This window comes from Paenibacillus sp. NPDC057886, from assembly GCF_042796655.1.
Taxonomy (GTDB): Bacteria; Bacillota; Bacilli; order Paenibacillales; family Paenibacillaceae; genus Paenibacillus.
This window is the reverse complement of the sequence record NZ_JBHVMZ010000010.1, coordinates 178750-198591: the sequence shown is the minus strand read 5'-3', so window position 1 is coordinate 198591 and position 19842 is coordinate 178750. Positions and strand designations below refer to the sequence as shown.

General features: G+C 48.3%; 23 protein-coding genes. 10 read left to right on the top strand and 13 right to left on the bottom strand.

Annotated features, from left to right (window positions below):
• Positions 1-39 precede the first annotated feature (39 nt).
• From ACFVQB_RS28800 to ACFVQB_RS28790, 3 genes are all read right to left on the bottom strand, one after another.
• Positions 40-1362, bottom strand: coding sequence for an LLM class flavin-dependent oxidoreductase (locus ACFVQB_RS28800; RefSeq protein ID WP_379447425.1), 1323 nt, complete (start codon positions 1360-1362; stop codon positions 40-42).
• 86 nt (positions 1363-1448) lie between these two features.
• The gene (locus ACFVQB_RS28795; RefSeq protein WP_379447422.1) at positions 1449-2696 is read right to left on the bottom strand and encodes an MFS transporter; all 1248 of its coding nucleotides are present in this window, start codon (positions 2694-2696) and stop codon (positions 1449-1451) included.
• A 360-nt stretch (positions 2697-3056) separates the two neighbouring features.
• Entirely contained in the window at positions 3057-3497 is a 441-nt protein-coding gene (locus tag ACFVQB_RS28790; protein ID WP_379447419.1) for a GNAT family N-acetyltransferase, read from the bottom strand.
• 237 nt (positions 3498-3734) lie between these two features.
• Between ACFVQB_RS28790 and ACFVQB_RS28785 the strand changes: the two genes are divergently transcribed.
• Genes ACFVQB_RS28785 through ACFVQB_RS28760 form a run of 6 tightly spaced genes read left to right on the top strand, consistent with a single transcriptional unit; the run spans position 3735 to position 9683 of the window.
• Entirely contained in the window at positions 3735-4661 is a 927-nt protein-coding gene (locus ACFVQB_RS28785) for an ABC transporter permease (protein WP_053781546.1), read from the top strand.
• Position 4662: 1 nt separating this feature from the next.
• The gene (locus ACFVQB_RS28780; RefSeq protein WP_379447415.1) at positions 4663-5619 is read left to right on the top strand and encodes an ABC transporter permease; all 957 of its coding nucleotides are present in this window, start codon (positions 4663-4665) and stop codon (positions 5617-5619) included.
• 13 nt (positions 5620-5632) lie between these two features.
• Positions 5633-6667 (top strand): ABC transporter ATP-binding protein, encoded by a 1035-nt coding sequence (locus tag ACFVQB_RS28775; protein WP_379447413.1) that lies wholly within the window; start codon positions 5633-5635, stop codon positions 6665-6667.
• On the top strand, positions 6648-7604 hold the full coding sequence (locus ACFVQB_RS28770; protein ID WP_379447410.1) for an ABC transporter ATP-binding protein: 957 nt from the start codon (positions 6648-6650) through the stop codon (positions 7602-7604). Before ACFVQB_RS28775 ends, ACFVQB_RS28770 begins: the two co-directional genes overlap by 20 nt.
• 31 nt (positions 7605-7635) lie before the next feature.
• A complete protein-coding gene (locus tag ACFVQB_RS28765) occupies positions 7636-9294 on the top strand; it encodes a peptide ABC transporter substrate-binding protein (RefSeq protein ID WP_379447407.1) in 1659 nt (552 codons plus the stop codon).
• Positions 9294-9683, top strand: coding sequence for a DUF3899 domain-containing protein (locus tag ACFVQB_RS28760; protein WP_379447405.1), 390 nt, complete (start codon positions 9294-9296; stop codon positions 9681-9683). The genes ACFVQB_RS28765 and ACFVQB_RS28760 overlap by 1 nt, the downstream gene beginning before the upstream one ends.
• Before the next feature lie 115 nt (positions 9684-9798).
• Here the strand turns inward: ACFVQB_RS28760 and ACFVQB_RS28755 are convergent, their stop codons facing one another.
• The 6 genes from ACFVQB_RS28755 to ACFVQB_RS28735 all read right to left on the bottom strand — a co-directional run bounded on the left by ACFVQB_RS28755 (position 9799) and on the right by ACFVQB_RS28735 (position 13387).
• Complete coding sequence (locus ACFVQB_RS28755) at positions 9799-10341, bottom strand: SMI1/KNR4 family protein (RefSeq protein WP_379447403.1); 543 nt, start codon at positions 10339-10341, stop codon at positions 9799-9801.
• Positions 10338-10463 (bottom strand): hypothetical protein, encoded by a 126-nt coding sequence (locus ACFVQB_RS28750; RefSeq protein WP_379447388.1) that lies wholly within the window; start codon positions 10461-10463, stop codon positions 10338-10340. Before ACFVQB_RS28750 ends, ACFVQB_RS28755 begins: the two co-directional genes overlap by 4 nt.
• Positions 10464-10518: 55 nt before the next feature.
• Entirely contained in the window at positions 10519-11337 is an 819-nt protein-coding gene (locus ACFVQB_RS28745; RefSeq protein WP_379447386.1) for a purine-nucleoside phosphorylase, read from the bottom strand.
• A 126-nt stretch (positions 11338-11463) separates the two neighbouring features.
• Positions 11464-11661 (bottom strand): immunity protein TriTu family protein, encoded by a 198-nt coding sequence (locus ACFVQB_RS34575; protein WP_483874967.1) that lies wholly within the window; start codon positions 11659-11661, stop codon positions 11464-11466.
• A gap of 282 nt (positions 11662-11943) precedes the next feature.
• The gene (locus tag ACFVQB_RS28740) at positions 11944-12120 is read right to left on the bottom strand and encodes a hypothetical protein (RefSeq protein ID WP_379447383.1); all 177 of its coding nucleotides are present in this window, start codon (positions 12118-12120) and stop codon (positions 11944-11946) included.
• Positions 12121-12211: 91 nt separating this feature from the next.
• On the bottom strand, positions 12212-13387 hold the full coding sequence (locus tag ACFVQB_RS28735) for a serine hydrolase domain-containing protein (RefSeq protein WP_379447381.1): 1176 nt from the start codon (positions 13385-13387) through the stop codon (positions 12212-12214).
• Positions 13388-13557: 170 nt separating this feature from the next.
• Between ACFVQB_RS28735 and ACFVQB_RS28730 the strand changes: the two genes are divergently transcribed.
• Entirely contained in the window at positions 13558-13998 is a 441-nt protein-coding gene (locus tag ACFVQB_RS28730) for an Lrp/AsnC family transcriptional regulator (protein ID WP_379447377.1), read from the top strand.
• Positions 13999-14011: 13 nt separating this feature from the next.
• Here the strand turns inward: ACFVQB_RS28730 and ACFVQB_RS28725 are convergent, their stop codons facing one another.
• Entirely contained in the window at positions 14012-15136 is a 1125-nt protein-coding gene (locus ACFVQB_RS28725) for an MFS transporter (RefSeq protein WP_379447631.1), read from the bottom strand.
• A 411-nt stretch (positions 15137-15547) separates the two neighbouring features.
• On the opposite strand from ACFVQB_RS28725, the gene ACFVQB_RS28720 reads away from it, so the two are divergent.
• The 3 genes from ACFVQB_RS28720 to ACFVQB_RS28710 all read left to right on the top strand — a co-directional run bounded on the left by ACFVQB_RS28720 (position 15548) and on the right by ACFVQB_RS28710 (position 18069).
• Positions 15548-16219 carry a helix-turn-helix domain-containing protein gene (locus ACFVQB_RS28720; RefSeq protein WP_379447375.1) on the top strand — a complete coding sequence of 224 codons (672 nt, stop codon included), beginning with the start codon at positions 15548-15550 and terminating at the stop codon, positions 16217-16219.
• A gap of 35 nt (positions 16220-16254) precedes the next feature.
• Positions 16255-16914, top strand: coding sequence for an ABC transporter substrate-binding protein (locus ACFVQB_RS28715; RefSeq protein ID WP_379447365.1), 660 nt, complete (start codon positions 16255-16257; stop codon positions 16912-16914).
• 87 nt (positions 16915-17001) lie between these two features.
• Positions 17002-18069: an ABC transporter substrate-binding protein gene (locus ACFVQB_RS28710; protein WP_379447363.1), complete on the top strand. Its 1068-nt coding sequence runs from the start codon at positions 17002-17004 to the stop codon at positions 18067-18069.
• A gap of 110 nt (positions 18070-18179) precedes the next feature.
• On the opposite strand, the gene ACFVQB_RS28705 is transcribed toward ACFVQB_RS28710, so the two are convergent.
• The 3 genes from ACFVQB_RS28705 to ACFVQB_RS28695 form a co-directional block, all read right to left on the bottom strand.
• Positions 18180-18728 carry a hypothetical protein gene (locus ACFVQB_RS28705; RefSeq protein WP_379447360.1) on the bottom strand — a complete coding sequence of 183 codons (549 nt, stop codon included), beginning with the start codon at positions 18726-18728 and terminating at the stop codon, positions 18180-18182.
• A gap of 24 nt (positions 18729-18752) precedes the next feature.
• Positions 18753-18989 (bottom strand): hypothetical protein, encoded by a 237-nt coding sequence (locus ACFVQB_RS28700; RefSeq protein WP_379447352.1) that lies wholly within the window; start codon positions 18987-18989, stop codon positions 18753-18755.
• Between the two features lie 478 nt (positions 18990-19467).
• Positions 19468-19815 (bottom strand): hypothetical protein, encoded by a 348-nt coding sequence (locus ACFVQB_RS28695; RefSeq protein WP_379447349.1) that lies wholly within the window; start codon positions 19813-19815, stop codon positions 19468-19470.
• Between the last annotated feature and the right edge of the window lie 27 nt (positions 19816-19842).

Genomic DNA, 19842 nt, shown 5'->3' with positions numbered 1-19842 from the left:
ATTTTGAACTGAAAGCAAGTTCGATGTACGATAATTGATTTATTTTACCGTCTCCAATGTATATCGATTGCGTGGAATCTCAAGACCCAGATTACCCCGCAGTGTCTCATGTTCATATTCGGTTCGGAACAGGCCGCGTTCTTGTAAGACAGGTACGACCAGATCCACGAAGTCCGCGAGTCCATTCGGCACAACTGTGCGAATATTGAAACCGTCCGCCGCTTCACCTTCGAACCACTCCTGAATCTGATCAGCGATCTGATCCGGTGTACCGATGAAGGATGTACGCGGCGTCGATGCAAGCAATGCCACTTGGCGGAGGGTCAGTCCCTGTTCTTGTGCCTGCTGCTTGATCTTGTCCGTTGTACTGCGGAAGCTGTTACTGCCCAAATCACCAATCTCCGGGAAAGGCTCATCCAATGGGAATTGGGCGAAGTCATAATGATCAAAGTAACGGCCCAAATAATTCAATGCCTGGTCAATACTGACCAACTCCGCAATCTCCTGATACTTGCGCTCGGCTTCTTCCTCCGTTCTGCCCACAATGGGACCGATGCCAGGGAAAATCAAGATATCTTCTGCCTTACGTCCATAAGCCACCGCTCTTGCCTTCACATCCGAATAGAACTCCTGAGCTTCCTCCAGCGTCTCATGCCCCGTATATACAGCATCGGCCGATCGGGCCGCCAGATCCTTGCCGGATTCGGAAGAACCTGCTTGGAAAACGACCGGATGTCCCTGTTTGGAACGTGCCACATTTAGTGGCCCCTGAACGGAGAAGTGATCTCCCTTGTGGTTCAGCGTATGCAGTTTGGATGGGTCGAAGAAAACACCGTTCTCTTTATCCCCGATAAACGCATCATCCTCCCAGGAGTCCCACAGGCCTTTAACCACATTCAGATGTTCTTCTGCAATTTCGTAGCGCAGCGCGTGGTTCGGATGTTCACCTTTGCCAAAATTCAGTGCCGAGCCTTCCAGTGGTGAAGTGACTACATTCCATCCGGCTCGTCCTCCACTAATATGGTCCAGAGAAGCAAATTGTCTTGCCACTGTGAACGGCTCACTGTATGAGGTGGACAACGTTGCAACCAGCCCGATGTGTGAGGTTGCTCCCGCGAGAACGGAGAGCAGGGTTAACGGTTCAAAACGATTCAGAAAATGGGGATTGGATTTCTCGTTAATAAAGAGGCCGTCCGCAATAAAGAGCAGATCGAACTTCCCTTCCTCCGCCTTAATCGCCTGCTTCTTGTAGAAATCCAGGCTTACGCTGGCATTGATCGGAATATCCGGGTGTCGCCAAAAAGAGATGCTATTTCCCACTCCATTCAAGTTTGCTCCCAATCTCAATCGTCGTTGTGACATATTAATTCCTCCCTATGTTGTGGTGATGACCAATTAATTCAGTCCGAGTAACCTTTTTTTCTCTGAGGATCATTTTCATCGTTTCATCATTTCTTTATGATGTTTCCGCCTGCTTCTGCTGGTGACATGCCCACTCCGGGTTTATTCGCTTGGTTCCTTTCGCTTACCCGGACTGTCCAGGCTGCTCCCAGAAGTACAATGCCTGTAAGGAGAAAAATAAAAGGAATCCCCGTCCATCCGCCCAGAAAACCCCCGAGTAACGGGCCGAGTACAATACCGAATTGATTCGCAGTCTGACTCAGACTAACAGCCCTTCCCCGGAAATCCCGGTCAGCATATTTGATGATTAACGCATTTAAGGCCGGATACACCGCAGCGAAGAACAGACCATAGACAAATCGCAGACTTCCAAAATAAATGAGGTTATGCGCCGTCAGTTGCAGTAAACTGCCCATGCCGCCGCCCAGCAGACCAATAAACAGCGTTTTCTCGTATCCGATCTTCCCGCCAATCCGTCCCCAGCGCGGCCCCATAATCACCGTTGCCACACCGATAGCCGAGAAGACGATTCCTGCACTGAGTGTTGCACTACTGACGTCTCCACCAATCTGGACCACATAAAGCGTGAGCACAGGTTCAATAATGAGCACGGAAGTTGAAACGAGCAAAATCAAACCATAGATCCGCATTAATCCCGGAGTGGAGGCTGCTTTTTTCAGATCACCCAGAATACTTGTCCGAACCACAGTGCGGGGACCGCGGGCTTCTTTTACCCAGATCACCATCACAGCCGAGAGCAGCGTAATGATTCCCGATGCGATAAAGCATCCGCGCAGCCCGATCCAATGGCTTAGTACACCACCCACAAGCGGTCCCAGAATTCCCCCGGCAGCCGTGGATGTGGAGATGACACCAAGCGCATAACCTACATGCTTCTCCGGTGTATTGGTGCCGACCAATGTAATGGATGCAGGATTGAAGCCGGCCATGAGTCCCTGAAATATCCGCACAGCAATAAACGTGTAAGGATCATAAACGAAATAATTAGCCAGGTGAGCAATGGCGAGACCAACGCCCGAACGAATCAGCATCAGTTTGCTGCCGTATCTATCAGCCAGCGATCCCCAGAATGGAGCACATAGTCCGCTGATCAGAAAGCTGATCGAGATCGAAATGCCGGACCAGACTTCCAATCCACTCTGAATACCGAGATCATTTTGCAGAAACAGCGGAAAGAACGGAACAGACAAGGTATAAGACATATGATTAAAAAACAGGCCAAACCACAGAATATACAGATTTCGCTTCCAATGCGGCATCTTGGTATTCTCCATACTATATAATTCCTATATAAAAAGTAGGTTATTATCCATATTAGGATACCATCACTGGAAAGTATAATAGAAAAGTTCAATAGACCCATTCAAGAATTAAATGAATGGGTCTGTTATATAACTTGAACTAAAGATTTTACACTGAACACTCCGATGACAGAATAACCTTCCAATCGCTGTTATCCCCAGATTTTTTTGATTCCCTTTTCTCAAGGGAAAAATCCGCTGATAAGCCTATGCTTACGACGTAGCTTTCTTTCAGAAAGCTTTCAGGCGAACGCTTCGCTTTTCCAGGTTTTTTCTGTCCTCTCCGTTTCTGTGTAAAAGAATAGTTCAACTTATATAGATGTACAGTAACGGTTACTGCACTTGAACGGACATAAACACATCCACCTCATCTTCACTGTCCAAGACAAACCCAAAGCGTTCATACAAACGCCGAGCCGGACTGCCCTGCAACACATTTAAAATAACACGTTTGCCCTTGAGCTCATCCCGTTCCAGCAGTTTGTTCAGCACCTGAGTCCCTATTTGTTGACCCTGATAATCGGGATGGATATAGAAATGTTCCAGTAGAATCTCCTCCGACTTGGGCTTCAATGCCACACATCCCACCAGTGCACCCTCGACCTCAATAATCCACGTGTGGGCAGGGTCGAATGTATTACGGAAACGTTCACGAACCTTCACCTCATCGAACCTTCCCAACCTGTGTAGATCATCATATAGAACCAGGGCTCGCAACTCAGCAAGGTGCTCCTGATCTGCCTGCTTGGATTGACGCATCGTTATCTGGATCATTAAAAGGCCCCTTTTTTTCGATTATTTTATTCTTCATTCTAGCTATAAGGGTGACAAACCTGCAACCTAATGTTGACAATATATACAAATCACTTTAATATACCTAGTATTCTTATCAGCTTTTAATAGTTTCTCACATTCTACATCGAATGTGTACATTTCTGTGCGAGGCTTAATTGAACAGTAGTAGATTAATTGGGAAGAGTGCCTAGAGAAACAGAACAGGAGATTTGCACCATGTATATTGTTAAACGCTTTTTCACCATGCTTTTGACGCTCTGGATCATTGTGACGTTGACCTTTCTAATCATGCACATGATCCCTGGCGACCCTTTTTCCAACGATTCCAAAACGATACCTGAAGCTGTACTGCAAAATATGCGTGCAAGATATCATCTGGATGAACCACTTGCTGTCCAGTATGCACTGTATTTGAAAAATTTGCTGGTGCTGGACCTGGGGCCCTCCATCCAGTCCAAAACGACCGATGTCAACACGTTGATCGCACGAGGGTTTCCGCCCTCCGCCCTTCTTGGCATCCAGTCCATTGTCATTGCGCTAATTGCAGGCATTGCACTGGGTACGGTTGCCGCCCTGTTCCATAAAAGGCCGCTGGACTACATATCCATGTTCATTGCCATTATCGGGATATCAGTCCCGAGCTTCATTCTTGCACCGCTGCTCATTAAATACGCGGCCGTACAATGGAGACTCTTCCCCGTTGCATCCTGGGGGACCTGGCAGCATACGATACTGCCCTCGCTGGCTTTATCGGTGACGCCGCTGGCTGTCATCGCCCGCTTCATGCGGACCAGTATGCTGGATGTGTTACAGCAGGAATACATAAGAACAGCGGAAGCCAAAGGATTATCTACCTGGTCAGTCGTCATCCGGCACGGACTGCGAAACGCACTCATTCCGGTGTTGTCTTTTATCGGGCCGCTCTTCGCCTCCGTAATCACCGGCACCTTCGTGATTGAAAAGATATTTGCCATTCCGGGAATCGGCAAATATTTCGTGGACAGTATCTTCAATCGTGATTACCCGGTAATCATGGGAACGACGATCTTTTACAGCGTCATTCTGGTCGTCACCCTCTTCCTGATCGACCTGTCGTACCGGATCGTCGATCCGAGAATCAAGCTGTCCAGCAAAGGAGATTAGCATGAAAGCTACAACAACAGACCCCATTACGTCGGACCCCCGCTTCGCACCGGCAGATCGAAGCCAGTTGACTGCGAATCGCATAGCCAGCCCGGGTCTTCCCTTATGGAAACAACGTACATACAGTATTTTTCGCCATCGATTATCCTTGCTTGGCTTGTTGTTGCTCGTTGTCATTATTGCGCTGGCTCTGATAGGCCCGTTACTGGTTCCCTATTCGCCCAGCTCACAGTCCTTACTCAAGACTAATCTGCCACCCTCGGTCGATCACTGGTTTGGCACGGATGATCTCGGGCGGGATATGTGGGCCCGTACCTGGTCAGGCGCTCGTATATCGCTGCTCATCGGCTTTACCGCCGCAGCCATTGACCTCGTGCTTGGCGTTCTGATTGGCGGAATCGCCGGTTACTGCGCCGGACAGGGACGGACAGGCGATCGAATCGACAGCTTTTTGATGCGAATCATTGAAATTTTGTACAGTATCCCGTATTTGCTGGTTATCATTCTACTTCTTGTCATTATGAAACCGGGATTGCTAACGATGATTATTGCCCTGTCCATTACCGGTTGGGTTGGTATGGCACGCGTCGTCCGAGGTCAGATCCTGCAATTAAAACAACAGGAATACGTACTCGCAGCGCAGAAGCTCGGCACATCCCATGCCAAGATTATTTTCAGGCACCTGCTGCCTAACGCGGCTGGAATCATTATCGTCAATCTGACCTTCACGATTCCATCCGCTATTTTCTCCGAATCCTTTCTGAGCTTTTTGGGACTCGGTATCCAGTCACCCATCGCCAGCTTGGGGACAATGGCTAACGATTCGCTTGGGGTCATCCTGAGCGGACAATGGTGGAGACTGTTTTTTCCCGGTCTGATGATCTCGCTCACCATGTTTGCATTTAACGCTTTCGGTGATGGGCTGCAGGATGCTTTTGATCCGCGCTCCAACCGTTAAGGAGGTTCACACCATGAGTCATTTACTGGAGGTCAATCATTTGAAGGTCTCCTTTGCCACACGTGACAAAGAACTTGAAGCTGTAAGAGACGTTTCTTTTCACGTCGATGAAGGAGAGACGCTTGCTATCGTCGGCGAAAGTGGAAGCGGAAAAAGCGTAACCGCCCGTTCCCTGATAGGTATGTTCTCATCACCGAACGGCCGAATTCGCAGCGGCGAAATCCGCTTTGAGGGCCGGGTCATCAGCGGATTATCTGCTAAAGCCATGCGCCGAATCCGAGGCTCCGAGATCAGCATGGTGTTCCAGGACCCCATGTCTTCCCTGAATCCGACGATGAAGATCGGTATTCAGATTGGCGAGGGACTTCGTAAGCACCGCAAATTATCGCCCAAGGATGCTCGGGCCAGATCCATAGAACTGCTAAACCTCGTGGGCATTCCTGACGCACCAAGCCGCTATCATCAATATCCGCACGAATTCAGCGGCGGAATGCGTCAGCGGGTTGCCATTGCCATGGCGCTTGCCTGTGATCCCAAGCTGCTGATAGCCGATGAGCCAACGACCGCTCTCGACGTTACCATTCAGGCGCAAATTCTGGATATTCTAAGCAGCTTACAGCAGCAAACAGGCAGTTCAATTTTGCTGATTACCCATGATCTGGGCGTTGTCGCCGAAGTGGCTCACCGCGTTGCCGTCATGTATGCAGGCACCATTGTGGAGACTGGCACGGTGGAGGATATCTTTGATCGGCCACGCCATCCATATACGTGGGGACTGCTCCAGTCCACACCACGACTGGATGATACGGAACATGACAGGCTCATTCCTATTGAAGGTTCGCCCCCGGATATTGCTGCGCTCCCGCCTGGCTGTCCGTTCGCAGACCGATGTCCATACACGATGGATATCTGTTTGACGGAAATGCCTGACGCAACCCTATTTTCACCAAAACACAGTGCCAGATGCTGGCTGAACGATCCTCGAGCTCCACAAGTGGATGATCGTATCCCGGCAGAAAGGAATGAGCATGACCAAATCTATAATTGAAATTCGCAATGTGAAGAAACATTTTCACGGCCCGTCCAATCTGACCGTCAAATCGGTTGACGGCATCAGCCTGAACATCCGTCGGGGAGAGACACTCGGGCTTGTCGGCGAGAGTGGCAGCGGCAAATCCACACTAGGACGTACCATCGTGGGGCTGCTGAAAGCTACGGAAGGACAGATTTTGTTTAACGGACAGGATACCGGACAGGCAAAGCCGCGTGAGAAGCGGGAGCTGAACCGCCATCTGCAGATGATCTTTCAGGACCCGCACGCTTCGCTTAACCCGCGGCTTCGCATCGGGGATATTATCGCTGAGGGGCTTGACGCTTACAAGCTGGCACGAGGAGCAGCGCGAAAAGACATCATCGCGGACTTGTTGCTGCGCGTCGGGCTTCACCCGGATCATGCCCACCGCTTCCCCCATGAATTCAGTGGAGGACAGCGCCAGCGCATCGGGATTGCCCGGGCACTTGCCGTCAAGCCGCGTTTCATCGTAGCCGATGAACCCATTTCCGCGCTGGATGTGTCCATTCAGGCACAGATTGTCAATTTGCTGAAGGACCTGCAGCGCGAAGAGGAACTGACGTATCTATTTATTGCGCATGATCTGGCTATGGTGAAGCATATCAGCGATCGGATCGGAGTCATGTACCTGGGTAAAATGATGGAACTATCCGGACGGGACGATCTCTTTGCCAATCCGCTTCACCCCTACACTCAGGCGCTGCTGTCGGCCATTCCCGCCGCACATCCTCGTTTAAAAGGGCAAAGGGAGCGTATTCGGCTCCAAGGAAATCCGCCCAGTCCCATTCATCCCCCGGCGGGCTGTCCGTTTCATCAACGATGTTTCGCCGCGATGGATGTTTGCGCAAACCGCATGCCTGCCGGAAGGGAGGTCGAAACAGGACACTGGGTAGCATGTCATCTTTACGAGTAACACGAATTAATTATTAATGGAGGAATGAACAATGAACAAAACAAAAACGAATTGGGCCCTCTCTCTCTTACTGGCAGCATCCGTTGCCTTGAGCGCCTGCTCCAGTTCGACAACCGACAATGGTGCAACTGCTTCAAAACCGGACAATCAGGCAGCAGCGGCAAACGTTAAGCAAGTGCTGAACACCAATCTGGCCGGTGGAGAACCATACACACTGGACCCTGCACTGGCATCCGACACGACATCCTACTGGGTGATTGATAATCTGTATGAGGGACTGTATACATACGACAAATCAGGAAAAATCGTTGAAGGAGCAGCCAGCAAAGTCGATGTATCACCGGACGGCAAAACCTACACGTTTACCATCCGCGACGATGCAAAATGGTCGAATAACGAACCCGTAACTGCCAAGGATTTTGAATACTCTTGGAAACGTGTATTGAACCCTGCGACTGCCGCTTATGACCCCTCTTCTCTGTATTACATTAAAGGCGCAGAAGCTTATAACACGGGAAAAGGAAAAGCTGAGGATGTCGGTGTGACCGCCACAGACGACCATACACTGGTGGTTGAGCTGAAATCTCCGCTGGCCTTCTTCCCAACCATTGTCGTTGGCCATGCTTATCTGCCGGTTCAAGCTTCCGTTGTGGACAATAATGAGAAGTGGGCAGCAGAAGCCGATACGATCGTAGGTAATGGCCCTTACACTGCCAAGGAATGGAAGCACAATGAGCAAATTACGCTGGCTAAAAATGATCAATACTGGGATAAAGCCAACATCACGATGGATACCATCCACTTCAAAATGGTTCAGGATTCCAATACGTACTATCAGCTGTTCAAAACGGGTGAGCTTGACCTGATCCTCTCCCTGCCAGTGGATACGATCGATCAGGAGCGGAACAATGCGGATTTCCTGTCCCATCCTTCGTTTAGCGTATATACCTACTCCTTTAATGTGGAGGAAAAACCTTTTACGAACAAAAAAATCAGACAGGCCCTCGCTTATGCACTTGATCGTGAAGCGTTGACAACAAGTGTAACCAAGGGCGGTGAAACACCAGCTTTCGGATATGTGCCTTACGGCGTAACAGCACCATCCGGCAAAGATTTCAGGGAAGAGGCGCCAACCCAATATTATGCGTACGATCCGGCAAAAGCCAAAGCATTGCTGGCGGAAGGATTGAAAGAAGAAGGCTTGTCTGAACTCCCGACAGTTACCTTCAAATACAATACGTCCGACAAACACAAAAAAGTAGCCGAAGCCATTCAGGAAATGCTCAAAACCAATCTAGATATTGAAGTCAACTTGGAGAATCAGGAATGGAAAACATACATCGATACCTTCAAGCAAAAGAACTTCCAAGTCGCACGTATGGGCTGGGAAGGAAACTTCCTCGACCCGCTGGGTGTCCTGGAACACTACACATCGAAGAACTCCAACAACTTCACCAATTGGAGCAACCCGGAATATGACAAACTGATCAGCGAATCCACGTTTGAGCTTGATCCAGTTAAACGGTTTGAAGAGCTGCACCAAGCGGAGGCCATTCTAATGGACGAACTGCCAATTATACCGATCCTCTTCTCTGCCGACACTGCATTGATTAGTCCAAGTATTGAGGGCGTTATCTTTGACACTCGTTCCAACCCGGATCTCCGCTTCACCAAGCGGGTAGCCGAGTAATGTTTATCCGTTACGCTCTGTCCGGTCTGATAACGGCCCTGGCCGCCTATCTGCTGGACTTCTGCGGAATATTAGGCGGCTCCGGTAGCCTACATGAAGGTTCAGACCAGCTATTTGTCGCCGGTCTGATATGTCTCTTGGCCGGAACAGCAATCCATGTGCTCCAAAGCGGGTTCATGGACCCCTTTCTGCAAGGATTCGGCGGTCTCAAGCGCATGTTTGTCAGAGAATCCAACGCCCTGCAACGGGAAAATGAACGGATTCGCACCCAGACAGCTCTGCCGTTCTGGAAAAAGTCCTTACTCCGCCAGCTCACGGTCTATACCCTGGGCGGCGGTTCAGGTCTGATTCTATGTTCACTGCTACTGCTTTGGCCCGTATCCTACTAAATCCAACTAATAAAGAATCGCTCCATGGTGCGGCTTGATGCCTGCTCTCCGGGGAGCGATTTATTTTTCTTCAACCACTATTTTACACGGGAAATCTCTTTCTTCCGCTTAATGATTAAGAGGAACTGTTTGATTCGTCCTCTTCTTCTATACATTTCTGAATAAATTCAAATAATCCCGTAGCCTCAACCGACCGATGTCCCCAATCATGCCAAAAGTACACCACTTGTCCCACCATCCCCGTACTTGATGGATCGGTGTCCAAACACAGATAATCTCCACCACCATTTTCCGCAATCGGAATCCATCTGCAGTTCCACAGTACTGGCTTAATGGCATCATCCTCAATCTCTGGCTCCATCTCGTCCGGGTCGAATTCTTCCTGCAAAAACGCCCAGTTCTCCTTCACCTGATCCAGAGGTGACAATGTCAGGTTACGAACAAAGGAATCTATTCCAACATTCCAGGCTTGTCCGTTATGTACACGATACAGAGCCTTCATCTCTTCAGGCAATTTCACGCCAAGCTCGTCTTCCACGGAACGAAAATCTTCATCGCTCGCACCAGGTTGAAGGTTGAGCTCTACCTCAAAATCAGCATTTGCGCCCGTCCCTTTTGCAATAATACGTTTCCACAGCAGCTCTGCTTGCTTGATCATTCTACCTCCTCCTTCAGTACGATAACATACGTGAAAAATATAAGGGAGCTTGTGCCCATCTTCATCGTAAACGGATTGTTCAGCAAAGCAAAAAGCACTGCCCAACGGAAATTTTCCATCATGGGCAATGCCTCCTACACGAGTGCTTTGAAAGGAAAGCGCCCTCTCGATCACAAATTACATCTCTTTCAGAATACCTTTAACCAGTCCGATGAAGGTTGTTTTCACTTTTTCCGCGACTTCAATCACTTCATCATGACTTAACGGCTGGTCCAGAATGCCACAGGCCATATTGGTCAGACAGGAAATGCCCAGTACCTTCATGCCGCCATGAATGGCTACAATCGCTTCAGGTACCGTCGACATACCCACAGCATCCGCGCCCATCGTACGAATCATGCGAATCTCCGCTGGAGTCTCATACGCCGGACCACTCCACCATGCATACACACCTTGCTGCAAACCAACATTCTGCTCCTCCGCTACCTTCATAGCAATACTGCGCAATTCACGATTATATACCTGTGACACGTCCGGGAAACGCACGCCCAGCTCGGCATTATTCGGCCCCATCAGCGGATTATTGCCTACCAGATTGATATGATCGGTAATCAACATAAGCTGTCCAGGTTCGAAGCTGGTATTGATCGCTCCACAAGCATTGGTGATGATCAACTGCTCGACACCCAGCGCTTTCATAATCCGAACCGGGAACGTTACTTCATCCAGCGAAAATCCTTCATAATAATGAAGGCGTCCTTTCATCGCTACGACTGTCTTGCCCATCAGTTCTCCGATGACCAATTCGTTAGCATGACCAATAGCCTCGGATTGAGCAAAATAAGGAATGTCCGTATATGGAATGACGGTTGCATTCTCGATCTCGTCCGCGAGCGCTCCCAGCCCTGATCCCAGAATCATGCCCACGACAGGCTTGTTATTAATACGGTTTAATATGTAATCTCTGGCTTCCTGAATATGTGCGGATTGATGCATAAATATATTCCCCCTGAACATCTGAATTTGGATTAAGTAAGTACTATAAACCAAGTGTAATGAACAATAGTGATCAAGTAAATGGGAGCCGGATAAAGTGGTCTCTGCCTCTCCTCCCGAAGCCGGTTAAAGTTTGAGCCCGGACTGTAACACGTCGAAATATTGTCTCAAAATCTCATCAAAATCAGGTTCGTCTTCCTCCATGTTTTCAACATACTTCCATAAAAGCTGTTCTTCCGTCTCGATGTTCACAACCTCATATTCCATTTGTTTTGATGCCCAGACAGTCACCTGACCGATGGCATACTCGGACTCATAATGAATCCGGTTGAAGGATCAGGGATAAGTTGTTCATCGACGTCCCCCTGTTTGGCCTGCTCCGTCGAGATACCAACGTTTGCAGCCGTTCCGCCTGACACTTGGCCCATTGATTAAATTGGTTTCGGATCATATGAAACGCTCCCTGCCTTCTGACTTGACCAACATTCAGGTCATTCGGTCATTCATGCTTCAACTGTACACAAAAAACCGATCCTCTGTCGAGAATCGGTTCCAATATTAATTACGGACTAAATATTCCGCACTGACATGAAATGTTAAGCTGGCTCACTGCTGCTCCAACGAATGCTGCTTTTTGCTTTTCATGAAATCCATTCCCATGCTCAGGAACAGCATCAGTGCAGCAAACATCACTGATTTGACAGTAGTTCTTTCAGGAAAGATCATATAGGCAGCTAGAAAATTGCCTGCGAAAACAAACAGGTAATTGCGGATACGATCCATCTTCTCATCTCATTTCGGAATCAAATTTAGAATTCACTGTAATCTGCTGCTCTACCTTATCACATTTTTACATATTAATCCATAACACAACTTATCTCTCTCGCTCAATCCCCTCATAAACAGCCTCGCAAAGTTCCGTTGTGAACCTGCCCGACATGCCCTCCAGAGCTGTATTGGTGAACGCGACAACGCTCAGTTCTTCTGTTGGATCAACAAACCACGAATGACCATAGGTTCCTCCCATACGCCACGTTCCAGCAGACTCCGGTGTGCCTGCCTCTACCGGATCTTTCAGTAATGTGAATCCCAGGCCAAATCCTCTGCCTGGCCAATAAGGCATGTCCAGATCGCCAATCTGATTAGTTGTCATTTCGGTGACCAGCGCTTTAGGAAGAAGCGAACCTCCACCTTGACGCAGCGTTTCAAGCAATACTAGAAAGTCTCCCGCACTTCCTATCATGCCCGCACCACCCGAAAGGTAGGCCGATGGATCAAGGTATCTTTCTGGTGCAAGTTGGAAGCCCGCCGTTCCTTCAATAAAAGGAACATGGTCCTCATCACGCAAGCGACGAGGTTGCCCCGAACTGTTGGAACTGTCCGCATAGGCAGCTGTCATTCTCTTCGAATCCACAGCGACAAAATCCGTATCCTTCATGCCTAGTGGATGAGTCACGAGCAGTTGTACTGCCTTTCCCAGTGGCAGCCCGGTCACTTTCTCAATAACTGCACCGAGTACATCTGTTGCAATTGAATATCTCCACATCGTCCCTGGCTCATACAGCAGTGGAGCAGCAGCAATCCTCAGCAAATTTTCTTCCAGTGTAATGCCAGCGATATCCATTCCATCCGATACTCCGGCAAGTTCGTACGTTCCCCCGTTTTCCTGAAAAAAACGATACGTCAACCCCGCCGTATGTGTCATCAAATGATGAACCGTCATGGAGGAAACTTCCCCATTTGGCTGTTTGGGGCGGAATTCTGGCAGCCATTTGACAACCGGGTCATCCAGCTTTAATTTACCTTGGGATATCAATACCATGGCGGCGGTGGACACAATCGGTTTGGTTACAGAAGCATACCTGAATAGCGCATTTTCTTGCATTCGTCTGTTCTGCTCCCGATCGGCGAGGCCATCAGCGCTGTTATAGACCACTTCCCCTTTCCAGGCAATCTGAACAACGGAACCCACGATTCTTTTTTCTGCCAACGTACGGTTAATTACTTCTTCTACATATGCTGGGTTAAACTTCATATCTTTGTCTCCCATTTCACTATTCTCCTCCATGTGCAATAAGCTTGATTATTTAAAGTAAGTGTGCTTATTATATAAATGATCTCATCCGTATTACATAAGACAAGCAAGTTATCCGCTTTAATCAGCGATGAATATAAAGGCATTCACAAATCATTTCCTATAATTTAAAAGGGGGCTATCTCATGGACCAAATTGATACCAATATCCTCTTTCATTTGCAAAACCAGGCCAGGCTATCCATGACGGAACTGGGCAAGCTGGTAGGTTTATCTCAACCCGCCGTAACGGAACGCGTGAAGCGATTGGAAGAAAGCGGCGTAATTGAGGAGTACCGCACCATCATTTCCCCGCAGAAAATAGGGAGGTCGAGTACTTCCTATCTTCTTTTTCGCACACGGGATTGTCATGCCTTTCTTGATTTCTGCCGTTCGTCACCCGAAGTGGTCGAATGTCATCGCGTCAGCGGAGAGCATAATTACCTTTTGAAAATCATGACGGATTCGATTGCTGGTCTTGAAGCATTTGGGGACCGATGCGATCAATACGGTACTTACACCACCCTCATCGCAATGTCTTCACCTATTGCAACTAAAAATCTCATCGAAGGAACGAGTCCGGTGTAAATGGATTACTCAGTCATCGCTCCTTAGCCAGTCTTGGAAAACCATGTTTACTAGCCGGCCAGGCGACGAGCAAGGCCATAACGATCAATAGGATCAGGGAAATTGGCAGGAAACGAGCCCCTATCTGGTCCAGAAGGATGGCTCCAACGATCCCTCCTCCTCCGATCCCCAGGTTCCATGCTGTCACCAGCATGGATTGGGCAACATCGGCACTTTTGCCTCCGGCCTGCGCAATTGCAGTCTGTAATAACGTAGCCGCTCCGCCAAATGTAAGCCCCCAGACCACTACTCCCAGAATGATCATCATCGGTTGATGGATAAAGATCCCCATCGCCAGCGAGGCCAGCGCAAATAGGAAAAGGCTAGCCAGAATCAATAATCTCATGTGACGATCAATCAACAGCCCAATAATCCATATACCGATCACTGAAGTCACCCCAAAGATCATCAGAACCAGGTCCACCCGTTCGGACAGCATCGTCTCGCCCAGATAAGGAGAGATATACGTGTACAGAATGTTATGGGCCAGTACCCAGGTCAGAACAACAAACAATATGGGACGAACCCCCGGTATTACAAAAATCCGATGAAGCGCGAGCTGATGACGGGCAGGTTCCCCTTTATAGTCAGGTACTTTCCAGAGCACCCACAATACAAGCACTACCGTCAATAATGAGACTGTTCCGAAAATAAGACGCCATCCTGCGTAATTGCCCAAAAAGGTACCCAATGGAACGCCTAGCGCAAGAGCCAGCGGCGTGCCCACCATGGCGACAGCCATCGCTTTTCCCTTTAACGAGTCTGAAACCATTCGGCGTGCGTAACCTGCAGTCATTCCCCACAACACTCCAGCAGACACGCCCGCCATGAAGCGCGCAGCAAGGGTCAAACCATATACCGAAGATACAGCCGTAATTGAGTTAAAAATTAGAAAACCGAAGATGCATACTAGCAGCAGCGGCCTGCGTCTCCATCCACGAGTTGCTGTAGTCAGCGGAATTGCCGCCAGAAGAGATCCCACCGCATACAAAGTGACGAGCTGACCAGCCAAACCTTCCCCGATCTCCAGATCTTGCGCTATTTGCGGCAGCAGCCCCGCCGGCAGGCTTTCTGTAAGAATGCATATAAATCCAGCCATGGCCAAAGCGAGCAGAGCTGACCAGGGAAGGCGTTCTTTCGCTATTGTGTTCGGAATCACAAAAACTCTCCTTTATCCTTTATTTTTGTATAATCCAGAAGCCTCTGGCCTACAGAATAAGCTTATAAAATCGGACCAACATTTGGCATGCATAATCAACGGCAGATCGAGCGTTTTAGGAGGATAATCCGTTTTATTTCGGTGTTTCACTTTGAGTTTTATTGTAAACGCTATTAAACAGTTATCATTGCGTACTGGATCATTAAAGAGGACGGGAGAACATCGAAGGGAACATCGAAGATAATTGATAGCATTCCTGTTACTCGCTAGAATGATAAGATAATACATAGGCTTTGACTGCAATGCCTTTAAACACACACTGAAATCGGCTTTATAGAGGGGGACATCCCGATGTATAATCTTACATCCATTGAGCACCACACCAGGCTGCCCTCTAACGGCAACCCGTTCACACATACAGAAGGACAACTGTTCGTGCTGCTGGAGGATGGAGAGATCTGTCTGATCGCGAATCGTCAGCATCGCAATCTCAAGGCAGGGCATTTTATTTTTCTCCAGGATGGCAAACAGCTGCAGATTAGACAGACTTCCGCAGATCCATTACGCATCATCGCGTTGGAGATAGAGGGGCAAATCTCGCATAGAGAGGATTCCGAAGAGGCTCTTATTCTCCCTCCCCTTTTTGAGCATAACCGTGTTGGTATCCTGCAATCCCATGAACGCGAGTTAATTAAAGAGCTGCATATTCTCTGGCAGAAACATAATCATTGGCAGCGGATTCGTATCCAAGGACAATTTCTGCAATGGGTCGCAGATGTAGGAGAACGGCTTGAAGCCACCTCCGATTATGACTCGGCCAGTCTTGTACTGGACGCGCTGCGCTATATGGAGCAGAACTATCAGTCACCGATTACACGCCAACAGCTTGCCGAACGGGTAGGTTTCTCCGAGGGGTACTACTCCCGTTTTTTCAAGAAAAACGTGGGCAAAAGTCCGCAGGAATATCTGACCGACATTCGAATGCATCACGCCAAACGGCTGCTCACCAGACAACAAAGCTAAAAGCCGAAACCTCTCTGCTGGATCATACCCTTTTCATGAATGCCTATGAAGGTGAAGCACCCGATTCAACTACACTGCTCCGGGCTGAACCGGATCTGATTCTGACCAGTGAATATACAGACGAGGCACATGTTCAGCAGCTGCACCAAATTGCACCTACACGGACGATTGCTTTTCAATCCCAGGACTGGCGCAGTCAGTTCCTCGAAATTGCTGAGGCTACCGGACGAGATCAACATGCTTACAGCTGGCTGGATGAATATGATGAGAAATCCCATCAGGCTGCAACCCGTCTTCGTCAGCAGATCGGCTCTGCTTCAATCGTGTCGTTACTCGTTCGAAGTCAGGATTGTTTTGTTGCCGGCTACCGCCATATGGGCGCGGTCCTGTATCAGGATCTGCAATTGTCCACCCCTTCCCTGATCCATGAACAGCAAAGCCACTATATTGCTGAGGATTGGAAGATGGACGATCTGGACGCCGATTACATCATGTTGGTGTTCCACCCTTCGGTCAGTGATGCCGAGCGGCAGAGATGGTTGAACTCTCCCTGGTGGAAAGCGCGGGAAGCGGTGAAGCGAGGGCGGGTTTATTTGGATCAGATGAATTATGTACTCGGCAGCTATAATGCCTTCTCGCATGATCTGTTATTACGGGAAATTCCCGAGCGCCTTCGGTCACTATCGTGCATGTGAATGGTTCCTTTTGTGCCTCGACGCACTGAATCTTCTCTCCTATACTAGTAATTGAGAATGATAATCAGTAAAGGGGGACATGCACATATGAATACAGATAGAAGAAACAAACGAGGATTTAAAACCAATTTGAAGGCAAGCATCATGCTAATGCTGCTGCTTATTCTGGTTGCCGGGTGCTCCAAGGCCGAACAGGCTTCCACGAGTGAATCCACTTCCACAGCCAGTGAGTCAACAGAGAGCACCAACGGCACCTCATCGTCGGATAGCGAGGCAACCAATACGGAGACACGCACCGTTGAGGGTATTAAGGGTCCTGTTGATATTCCTGCTGAACCCAAGCGTATCGCTGGCTTGACCTATGCGTATGCCGATCACCTCGTGGCACTGGGCATGAAACCATACGCCATGGTGACCCAAGTCGGTCAGGAGATGCCTGCCTATCTGAAGGACAAGCTCGAAGGCGTCGTACCGCTAGGTTCCGTCAATGAATTCAACAAGGAAGCACTTCTGGACACAGAGCCGGATCTCATTCTGTCCAATGAAGTACTTGTTGATGAATACGAAGGGATCAGCGGGATTGGACCGGTCTATATGAGCAGCTACTTCAGCAATTCGCTTGAGTGGTTCAAGGATACAGCCAAAGTATTAGCCAAAGAAAAGGAGGCAGACGAAATCGTGGATCAATTGTATCAAAAGGCGAAGGATCTTGGCACCAAGGTTGCTGCCAGCGATGCCGCGGATGACACCATTCTGATTTTTCGTTTGACCGATAAGCAGATTCAGGTATTAGCCCCAAGTGACAAATCACCAGACGCCTTCTATTCTCCGAACCTGCTGTACGATATAGCCAGACTCCATGCACCTGATCTTGCCAAAGCAGGCATCGTCATGAATGAAGTTATTGAGAATGTGTCGCTCGAATTGTTGCCTGAATTGAATCCGGATCGTATTTTCATGATCATCTCCGGTAGTGAAGCAGAGAACGAACAAGCGCTCACCAAGCTGCGTGACAATGCAGTCTGGAAAGGCTTGAAGGCTGTGAAAAGCGACCAGGTTTACATGGTGGACAACACGGTCTGGGTAGCTGGATTTGGACCGATCGCTTATGGTCAGGTTCTGGATGAAGTAGAAAAAGCTTTGCTTGGAAACTGAACACAAGATTACTAGAGATTTGCAGCATAAATAAAAAAACAGGCATGTCGTTTACACAAGGGGAAAGCGATCTCCAAGGTAAATGCATGCCTGTTTTTGTTTATAATTTCTCATTTTAATGTATAGCCCCCGAGATAAGTTTCCATCAGTTCATTAGAGAGCTGAATGGCTTCGGAACGATTGGTTGCGGGCATGGAGAGCATGAGCCCATCTTCGGCGCTCCAGCTTTTACTGTTCTGCTCTCCGTTCGAATCCTCCTCCGAAATGGCGATGGTGAGTTTGCTGAATGCACGATCAACAAATAGTGTTCCGTATACGAAGATATCCGTTTTCCCATTTTCAAAAATGATGTATTCCATCAATCCGTATCCTTTATGAAAACGAATTTCGAGCCTCTTTTGATCTTCGGGTACGGGGAAAGGCTCACCTTCAATATCAATGGTTCCTCTGAATATGTAATCTCCCGAAGCTGTTAGATAACGTTTGCCATCCATGTTTATATGAACCGTTTGTTCTGGTTCCCTGTTGTCTTCTCCCAGCCGATATTTTACAGCCACACCATCAAGATGGATCGTTCTGGGCAGAAACAGAAGAACCACACTGATCACAATCATCAATACCCAGATGGCAAGCACGATCGAAATGATTTTTTTCCTCATAGTCCATCTCCTCAACTCATCGGTCTACAACTTTTGAAGATATACTGTCTCTTCCTGATCTTCATTCCATTGAATATCGACAGGGATGGGAAAGTCTTCATTCTCCAGATATTTCGGACCCGAGGCTTGCTTAATATCCCGGAAAGGCGTACCCAGATTTTCTACCAATCCGCTTGCCGTTAGATCTTTACCGCCAAATTGATAACCAACATCTTTCACCATATTTTCGCCACCGATGTATCGAATCGTAAATTCAACCATACCGGTTACTTAATCTTCATTTTTCTCCCCTCCTTATCAAAGATGGCACATGAATTAATTACAAATTATAACATATAAACTACTCGCATAACTGTTTAAAGCAAACCGTTTTCTTCCCATTCTGGCACTGAATCAGGCCTATGCTCACAAATGACTTAAAACGCACGGCTGAAATTGGCACACAATTTTACATAAAACAAAAACCGGCCACCACGTGACCGATTCAATCAGCTCCTCGGGGAGCGTTGGCATATATGTGCGAATGACAAGGAAAGTATGATTGCTACTGCTTAATGATGCGCCAGAAAGACTCCTTCGGCTGTAGCTGCTGATCGAACACAAAAGGCAAGCTTTTGCTTCCACGCAAAAACAAAAACACCTCCGTATTCCGTCGATGATGGCAACAGAGCAATATGCCGTGGAAGGTGCTTTGTGATGACGATTATAGAATGGTTAATATATAATGGCGTGCGAAGGGTTACAACTTGTCCACCTGTAATACTGTTACCGGCTTCACCGTACAAGCTGGACTAATCTGCTCCTCAGTCAGTATGTTCAGCTTGATCAGGCTTTTCAGCTTATGACTGTCCACCTTGGACAGCAGTCGCCAGATGTCCGGATCGGGAAGGGAAGCATACAGCTTCTGGTCATCATACTCCTTGCGGTGCTGAAGCACCGTTTTCACAGCGTATCCGCCAACTTGTGTCTCATAGACGCCCTGCTCCTCACAATACCCGACAATCTCATCTCGTAACACAGATAATCGTTGTTCAATTTCTTTTTGCTGCTGTTTCAGCTCAAAATAAGTTTGCACCTTCTGTTCCATACCTATCACGCTCCTCTATACCATAGG